The 7,055-nt window shown below is 57.1% G+C and carries 8 protein-coding genes; 6 read left to right on the top strand and 2 right to left on the bottom strand.

Features of this window, described 5'->3' with window-relative positions; translation table 11 throughout:
- From ACVWXE_RS06395 to lipB, 3 genes are all read left to right on the top strand, one after another.
- Positions 1 to 225: zinc ribbon domain-containing protein (locus ACVWXE_RS06395; protein WP_457489866.1), on the top strand; the 225-nt coding region annotated here is incomplete at its 5' end.
- Positions 226 to 258: 33 nt separating this feature from the next.
- Positions 259 to 579: a thioredoxin gene (gene trxA, locus ACVWXE_RS06390; protein WP_011433516.1), complete on the top strand. Its 321-nt coding sequence runs from the start codon at positions 259 to 261 to the stop codon at positions 577 to 579.
- 13 nt (positions 580 to 592) lie between these two features.
- A complete protein-coding gene (gene lipB / locus ACVWXE_RS06385) occupies positions 593 to 1,348 on the top strand; it encodes a lipoyl(octanoyl) transferase LipB (RefSeq protein ID WP_457385969.1) in 756 nt (251 codons plus the stop codon).
- On the opposite strand, the gene ACVWXE_RS06380 is transcribed toward lipB, so the two are convergent.
- Both ACVWXE_RS06380 and ACVWXE_RS06375 read right to left on the bottom strand, forming a co-directional pair.
- Positions 1,345 to 1,794 carry a tetratricopeptide repeat protein gene (locus ACVWXE_RS06380; protein WP_457385968.1) on the bottom strand — a complete coding sequence of 150 codons (450 nt, stop codon included), beginning with the start codon at positions 1,792 to 1,794 and terminating at the stop codon, positions 1,345 to 1,347. The two genes, lipB and ACVWXE_RS06380, sit on opposite strands and share 4 nt — an antisense overlap.
- A gap of 570 nt (positions 1,795 to 2,364) precedes the next feature.
- Positions 2,365 to 2,946 carry a Uma2 family endonuclease gene (locus ACVWXE_RS06375; RefSeq protein WP_457489865.1) on the bottom strand — a complete coding sequence of 194 codons (582 nt, stop codon included), beginning with the start codon at positions 2,944 to 2,946 and terminating at the stop codon, positions 2,365 to 2,367.
- Between the two features lie 133 nt (positions 2,947 to 3,079).
- Here ACVWXE_RS06375 and purB point away from each other — a divergent pair, with 133 nt between their 5' ends.
- The 3 genes from purB (at position 3,080) to pstS (ending at position 6,935) form a co-directional block, all read left to right on the top strand.
- Positions 3,080 to 4,375 carry an adenylosuccinate lyase gene (purB, locus tag ACVWXE_RS06370; protein ID WP_414413563.1) on the top strand — a complete coding sequence of 432 codons (1,296 nt, stop codon included), beginning with the start codon at positions 3,080 to 3,082 and terminating at the stop codon, positions 4,373 to 4,375.
- Positions 4,376 to 4,384: 9 nt separating this feature from the next.
- A complete protein-coding gene (locus ACVWXE_RS06365) occupies positions 4,385 to 5,365 on the top strand; it encodes an aspartate carbamoyltransferase catalytic subunit (RefSeq protein WP_457385964.1) in 981 nt (326 codons plus the stop codon).
- A 508-nt stretch (positions 5,366 to 5,873) separates the two neighbouring features.
- On the top strand, positions 5,874 to 6,935 hold the full coding sequence (gene pstS, locus ACVWXE_RS06360; RefSeq protein WP_457489864.1) for a phosphate ABC transporter substrate-binding protein PstS: 1,062 nt from the start codon (positions 5,874 to 5,876) through the stop codon (positions 6,933 to 6,935).
- Positions 6,936 to 7,055: the final 120 nt, after the last annotated feature.

The following is a 7,055-nucleotide window of genomic DNA, read 5'->3' as shown; positions in this document are numbered from 1 at the left end:
CACAAGTGCCTGCATATTCATCCCGACTCCGCTCAATCCTATCGCAAGGGTAAGCAGTTCAAATGCGGGCACTGCGGTTGGGAAGGGGATGCGGATTTTAACGGTGCGAAGGTGATTGCGCTTTTGGGGGCTGCCGTAAACCAGCCTAGAGGTTCGTGGTTGGCTTGCCAACTGCAGGGCTGCCGAAAGCCTGCCCTGTACTGCGAAGCAGTCAGGGTCGGGTAGTTTACGCTTTTCAGAACACTCTGGGAGTTTCCTATGGCGCACAAACAGCAATTCAAAAGTTTTGCCGACATGATTCAGGGATCCAAAACCCCGATCCTGGTGGATTTTTATGCTTCCTGGTGCGGCCCTTGTCAGGTTATGGCGCAAGTGTTGGAGCAGGTAAAACCTCAGGTGGGGGATGCGGTTACTTTTGTGAAGGTTGACACCGAAAAGTACCCAACCATCGCTGCTCGCTGGGGCATTCAAGCGGTGCCAACCCTCATCCTGTTCAAAGATGGGAAGCCGATTGACCGCATTGAGGGGCTGTTGCAGCCGCGGGCCCTGTTGGAGCGGTTGCGGGCGCAGGTTAACTAAACCTGTAAGCTAGGTGAACTTTTCTGGATCCCCCGTGCAACTGCCGCTTCTGCAGGTTCACCTGCCGGGTGAAGTGCCCTACCGCACTGCCTGGGCTTGGCAGCAGGCAAGACTGGCCCATATGATCCGGGATCCCCAGTTGCCGGACGGATTACTGCTGCTCACCCATCCTGCGGTTTACACCTTGGGGGCAGGAGCCGATCCCAAGTTTCTCAAGAGCCTTTCTCAGCCGATAGGATCCCCGGCTATCCACCCGGAATCTCCTTCTGAACAAGAGCCGGAAATCCTGCGGGTGGAGCGCGGCGGCGAAGTGACCTACCATGGGCCGGGGCAGTGGGTGGGCTATGCGATGCTGAACCTAAAGCGCCACCGCCCAGATCTCCACGAGTACCTACGCCAGCTAGAAGAGGTGGTCATCCAGACCTTGGCCCACTTCGGCCTACAGGGGGAGCGGATCCCTGGCCTCACAGGGGTTTGGGTGGAGGGGCGCAAAGTGGCGGCCATCGGCATCAAGGTCTCCCGCTGGGTGACCTACCACGGCTTTGCCTTGAATGTCTGCCCCGATCTGTCGGCCTTTGAGGCGATTGTGCCCTGTGGGATCCCTGATCGCCCGGTGGGATCCCTGGTTCAGTTTTGTCCCCGAGTAACGATGGCGGCAGTGGCCCCGGTGGTGGTGAAGTCCTTTTGTCAGGTCTTTGGGCTGCAAGCTCAGGAAGTTTCCTTATCAGAGTGGTTGGGAGAACGCAAGTCTCTAAAGACTCAAGGCTAATCCACCCCCAACTGGCGCAGCAGTTGCTGCAGGATGGCCTGGTTGGCAAAGTTGCCGCTCTTGGAAAAGAGAGCCAAGGCCTGGCGAAAGTCGGCCATCGCCGCTTCTCGATCCCCCAACTGAAGATAGGCCACCCCGCGGCTAAAGTAGGCTTCTGGAATTCGCGGATCCAACTGAATGGCCCGCTCCGCATCGGCCAGAGCTTCTTCCGGCTGGCGCAACTGGTTGTAGACGTAGCTGCGGTTCACATAGGCTGGCGCATAGGTGGGATCCAACTGCACCGCCCGATCCAGATCCGCCAGGGCAGCCACGGGATCCCCCCGCAGCAACTTGAGGGATCCCTGCCAGTTGAACTCGGAAGCGGTGTTTGGGGCCGAGGTCTTCTCAGGAGGAGGTGGGAAGGCAGGCAAAGAGATGGCAGGGGCAGGAGCGAGGAATGCTGCCAAGAAACCTATCAGAGCTATCCTTCCCCATCGACACTTGATTGTGCTCCGCACCGCTAATGACGTCCTGATACATTTACGCTGAACACTGCTGAACATCACTGTTCAACTATGCAGCGATAGCATTCTGTTTGTTTCCAAACAGAATGGCGGTATCCCGCAAAGCTTTGAGTAGAATACCCAAAGCGCAGTTTCCGTGTCGTCTTACTACCAATTTTCTGCTTTGCTTTGGCTACCATGTTGGCAGACTCGAAAGTAAACAGAAAGATCAACTGGTAGTAATCCGTACTGAACATATTATACATTATTTTCAGTATAGTTGAGCTTATTATTGACTAGAGTCATGCTCTTCGGATCCCGAACTAGTTCAATATAGACCGTCGGCGAGAGGGGCAACCCCCTGCACTTAACTTGCAAGGGGTGCGGGGAGCTACAAGTTCCGCGCTCTGGCGGGAAAGTCAGGGTCGAGATACCGACTCCTCTGCCAAGTCGTTCTGTGACGCGGGGCAGGAATGCCCAATGGCAAGGTTGGGAGGCCCAAGCTCTATTGGCTAGAGTGAGGGCGGGGGGATGTTACAAGGAAAGCTTCTGGAATAGATGAGCCACCGGCAGGGCAAATCCTGGAATAACCTCTTCACCTTCTAGAAGATCAACCGATTTCAGGAGGCGGTCAGGCTCTTGAGAGCTGCGATACACCAGGACGTAGTGCTCGCTGGGGTGAACCAGCCAAATCAGGCGGCTGCCATTTTCAAAGTACTCCACCAGCTTGTCATGAATTTCTTCAACCGTATTGCGGGGGGAAAGCACTTCAACAGCCAGATCTGGAGCGCCTTCCAAAAATCCTGTGGGCAGTTCAGCCATGCCCTGCAAGCGTTCTTTAGCAAAAAAAGAGATGTCAGGGGAGCGCCAATTTCCACTCTTCATCTTAAAAGCAGTGCTGGAATCTAAAACGATCCCCAGCTTGTTGGACAAAACGTAGGGGGTCAAAGCTGCCAATAGGAGGCTGCAGACATAACCATGGAGTGCCCCCGCGCTTCCCATATCAATTGGCTTCCCATCAACAATCTCGTAGCGATGTCCCTCCCTGGACAACGCCATGAATTCTTCGGCTGTCCAAGCTCTTTTTCCCTGAGTTGGCACAGCTCCGACGGTCATCTGCAAACTCCTTGCTGCTCCTTCGACACCGCAAGCCAAGCCCGCAGGGATCCCCCAGCGGCTTTTCCTCGAGGGGGGACGCCAAAGGCTAAAATAGCCTAGCTCATCCTACTGTACCGACGGAAAAGGCACCTTGATCGAGCGCTACACTCTGCCCGAAATGGGCCAGATTTGGTCCACTGCCCACAAGCTCCAGACCTGGCTGCAGGTGGAGCTGGCTGTCTGTGAAGCGCAAGCGGAGCTGGGGCGGATCCCGCAAGAAGCCCTGCAGGAGATCAGAGCCAAAGCCGCCTTTGACCCGGCGCGGGTTTTGGAAATTGAGGCGGAAGTGAAGCACGATGTTATTGCCTTCTTAACCAACCTCAACGAGCACGTGGGCGAGGCAGGGCGCTACATCCACCTGGGCCTGACCAGCTCGGACGTGTTGGATACCGCTCTGGCCGTGCAGCTTGTGGCCTCGGTGGAGATCTTGCAAGCCCGCCTGGCCGACCTCATCGCTGCTATCCGCGACCAAGCTCGGCAGCACCGCTACACCCTCATGATCGGCCGCACCCACGGTGTTCACGCCGAGCCGATTACCTTTGGCTTTAAGCTGGCAGGGTGGCTGGCCGAGTGCCTGCGCCACCAAGAGCGCCTAGCTCGCCTGCGGGAAGTGGTGGCGGTGGGCAAGATCTCTGGCGCCGTGGGCACCTACGCCAACGTGCCTCCCCAGGTGGAGCAGTTGGCCTGCGCTCGCCTGGGCCTGAAGCCCGATACAGCCTCGACACAGGTAATCTCGCGGGATCGCCACGCTGAATACGTGCAAACCTTGGCTTTGATTGGCTCTTCCCTAGAGCGCTTTGCTACTGAAATCCGCCACCTGCAGCGAACAGAGGTACTGGAGGCTGAGGAGTACTTTGCCCCCGGCCAAAAGGGATCCTCTGCTATGCCCCACAAGCGCAACCCCATCAAGGCGGAACAACTGACGGGGCTGGCCCGTCTCCTGCGCGGGTATGCCGTCTCGGCCCTAGAAAACATTCCCCTTTGGCATGAGCGGGACATCTCCCACAGCTCCGTAGAGCGGGTCATCCTGCCGGATGCCTCCATCCTCTGCCACTATCTGTTGGTCAACATGGCGGAGCTGGTGGGCCAGCTGCAGGTTCACGCTCGCAACATGGAGCGCAATCTCAACCTCTACGGCGGCGTCATCTTCAGCCAGCAGGTGCTGCTGGCTTTGGTGGAGAAGGGCCTTAGCCGCGAGGAAGCCTACCGCCTGGTGCAGGAAAATGCTCACCGCGCCTGGAACCAGCCCGGCGGGGATTTCCGCGCCAATCTGCTGGCGGATCCCCGAGTGATGGCCCACCTCAGCGAGGCGGAACTGCAGGCTTGTTTTGATCCGCGGCGCCACCTAACCCATTTGGACGAGATCTTTGCCCGCTTGGGCATTTGAGGATCCCCTATGGTTTGGCAGCGGCAGCACGTCTTGGGCTTGGCGGATTTTACTCCCGAAGAATACCAGATGGTTTTGCAGACCAGCGCCAGTTTCCAGGAGGTGTTGACGCGGCGGTTGCCCAAGGTGCCCACCTTGCAGGGGAAGGTGGTGGTGACGCTGTTCTTCGAGCCTTCCACCCGCACCCGTACCAGTTTTGAGCTGGCGGCCAAGCGCCTTTCGGCAGATGTGCTCAACTTTTCCCCAGGCACCTCTTCCTTGAGCAAAGGGGAGACGCTCTTGGATACGGCCCGCACCTTTCTGGCCATGGGATCCGATCTCTTGATCGTTCGCCATGCCCAGGCAGGGGTGCCGCAGCAGTTGGCTGCCGAGATCGACCGCCGTGGATCCCCTGTGGGCGTTCTCAATGCCGGGGATGGCCTGCACGAACATCCCACTCAAGGCCTGCTGGACTTGTTTACCCTCTGCAGCCATCTGGATCCCCGGCGTCCCCGTCTGGAGTTGCTGCAAGGGATCAAAATTGCCATTGTCGGCGATATTCTCCACTCGCGAGTGGCCCGCTCCGATATCTATGCCTTGGTGGCTGCCGGAGCTGAGGTTCACTTAGCCGGCCCTCCCACCCTGTTGCCCAAGGATTTTGCCCAGTTTGTGCCCGGCCATACGCTCCCTGTCCATTGGCAGCTAGAGCCTGCCCTCGAAGGGGCGCGTTTTGTTATCACCCTACGCCTGCAACAGGAGCGCATGAGCGAGTTCCTTCTCCCCAGCTTGCAGGAGTACCATCGCTTCTTCGGCCTCACGCGGCAACGACTGCGCCTGTGCCACCCGGATGTCAAGCTTCTGCACCCCGGCCCGGTCAATCGCGGTGTGGAACTCAGCTCCGAGGTGATGGAGGATCCCGGCTTGAACCTGATTGAGCAGCAGGTCACCCACGGCGTGGCGGTGCGCATGGCCCTGCTGTACCTCATGGGGGGCGGGCGGATCCCAGCTTAGAGCCCAGATCTTTCTCTGCTCGGGGAACATGTAGAGCTGCCCCACGTCTGGAGTGTTGAAGTCCATCTCCTAGCTAATTCTCTCTGTCAAAAGTCGGAAGAAGCTCTGGCCAGAGCTTTTCCCGCCCTGCTGAAATCATGTCCAAGCTTGCCGAGAGGGGAGCAACATCTTTGTCTCAAATTTTACACATCTTGGATCTGGATCGAGTTTTTTTGCAGCCGTCTAAGCTTAGCTCTTATTCAAGTTGTGTCCGTTTGATTGGTTGTCAAATGAGATAGAAGTTCAGCAGCTAGACCTTTTCGCGGATCCTGGGCTCCAGGATCCTGATTTTGCTGAAATCCAAACTGGCCAAGACCACCAGATGGAAAATCGAGGTTTGGAAACGAGCCAGTATACTCAAAAAATATCGATTTTTCTCTTGACTTAACCTAAGGTTAACCTTTAGATATCCCTCTGTTAACTTTGAGGTTATAGGGTTGAAAGTGTTGATTCGCAACAGATATTACCTATGCGAACCCTGCTTTCTGCTTTCTCCCTCACCGCTCTAACAGTAGGATTTCTAACAGCGACCTCGGCTCAAGCCCAAACCGTGCAAATCTCCGGGGCGGGCGCGACCTTTGCGGCTCCTTTGCTGCAACGTTGGTTTGACGCCTACAACCGCACCGTAGACCCCACTGTGCAAGTCAGCTATCAGTCTGTCGGGAGTGGTGCTGGCCTAGAGCAGGTGATCAATGGCACTGTGGACTTCGGCGCTTCCGAGGCGCCTTTCTCCGGTGCTCGCCTGGAAAGCTTCCGAGCTAAATACGGCTATGAGCCCCTACAGTTGCCTCTGGCGGGAGGGGCCATCGAGTTTGCCTATAACCTGCCCGGCATTGAAGACGGAGAGCTCATCCTGAAGCGGGAAACCTACTGCGGCATCGTGACCGGCGAGATCACCCGCTGGGACGACAATCGCATCAAGGCCGATAACCCAGGTATAGCAAACAAGCTGCCACCCCTGGACATCACCTGGGTACACCGCTCTGATGGTTCTGGGACTACCTTTGTGTTCACCAACCACATCAGAACTGTCTGCCCTAATTGGACAGCCGGTGCTGGTACTTCTGTCGAGTGGCCTGTTGGCATTGGAGCCCAAGGGAATGAGGGCGTAGCCGCCACCATCAAGCAGGAGCCAGGGGCAATTGGCTACGTGAACCAGTCCTATGCCAAGCTGGAAAAGATGGCCACTGCTCGCTTGGAAAACAAAGCGGGCAACATTGTTGAGTTCTCGACTGAGGCAGCTACCTCGGCGCTTGATGCTCCCATTCCTGATGACTTTGCGCTGTTGGTGCCCGACCCTGAAGGGCCAAATGACTACCCAATCGTGGGCTTGTTCTGGGTGATGCTGTACCGCGAGTATCCCGATCAGCAGAAGCTGACCAAGCTGGTGGAGACTCTGAAGTGGACCCAGGGGCCAGAGGGTCAAGCCATCACCAAGGAGCTGGACTACATCCCTATGCCTGAGGCGGCTATCCAGCGGATCTTTGCAGAGCTGGATGCCATCACCGTTAACCCCAATGCGGTGCGATGACTGGGTTGCAGCCTGAACTCCACTAGAGTGGAGCTGGTGGCCGGCTGAGGAGGCAGATGAGGCTTTCTCGGTCGGCTGCTGGGCTTACCTTGCACGGTGGGATTTTTAGGAAAGATTTTG

The organism is Thermostichus sp. MS-CIW-41 (genome assembly GCF_054058915.1).
Note: the sequence above shows the minus strand (reverse complement) of the source record. Positions and strands in the feature narration are given on the sequence as shown.

Bases quoted from the DNA above. Each gene is read 5' to 3' on its own strand.
- trxA (WP_011433516.1), top strand. From the start codon at position 259: ATGGCGCACAAACAGCAATTCAAAAGTTTTGCCGACATGATTCAGGGA.
- ACVWXE_RS06375 (WP_457489865.1), bottom strand. From the start codon at position 2,946: ATGACCGTCGGAGCTGTGCCAACTCAGGGAAAAAGAGCTTGGACAGCC.
- ACVWXE_RS06365 (WP_457385964.1), top strand. From the start codon at position 4,385: ATGGTTTGGCAGCGGCAGCACGTCTTGGGCTTGGCGGATTTTACTCCC.
- pstS (WP_457489864.1), top strand. From the start codon at position 5,874: ATGCGAACCCTGCTTTCTGCTTTCTCCCTCACCGCTCTAACAGTAGGA.